Here is a 254-nt window from a genome sequence, read left to right on the forward strand (position 1 = left end):
GTGACAAACGGCAGACCGGTTCTGACAGATGCCGTACCGGCAGAGGGAATGAACGAAGAGGAACTCCTGCGGCTGGCGGCAGCCGCCGAAACGGGATCAGAGCACCCGCTCGGAGAAGCCATCGTGTCAGGAGCCGAAAAACGGGGGATTTCCATCCCGAAACTCACCCGGTTTCAAGCCCGGATCGGTTCCGGAATCTATGCAGAGGCTGACGGCAGAACGATTCTAGCCGGATCAAGACGGCTGATGGAATC

General features: G+C 59.1%; 1 pseudogene. It reads left to right on the plus strand.

Going from position 1 to position 254, the window contains the following annotated elements:
* A pseudogene (locus SB660_RS22175) lies at positions 1-254 on the plus strand (heavy metal translocating P-type ATPase); the annotation flags it as partial.

This window comes from Bacillus sp. SIMBA_005 (genome assembly GCF_046535585.1).
GTDB classification, from domain to species: Bacteria; Bacillota; Bacilli; order Bacillales; family Bacillaceae; genus Bacillus; species Bacillus pumilus.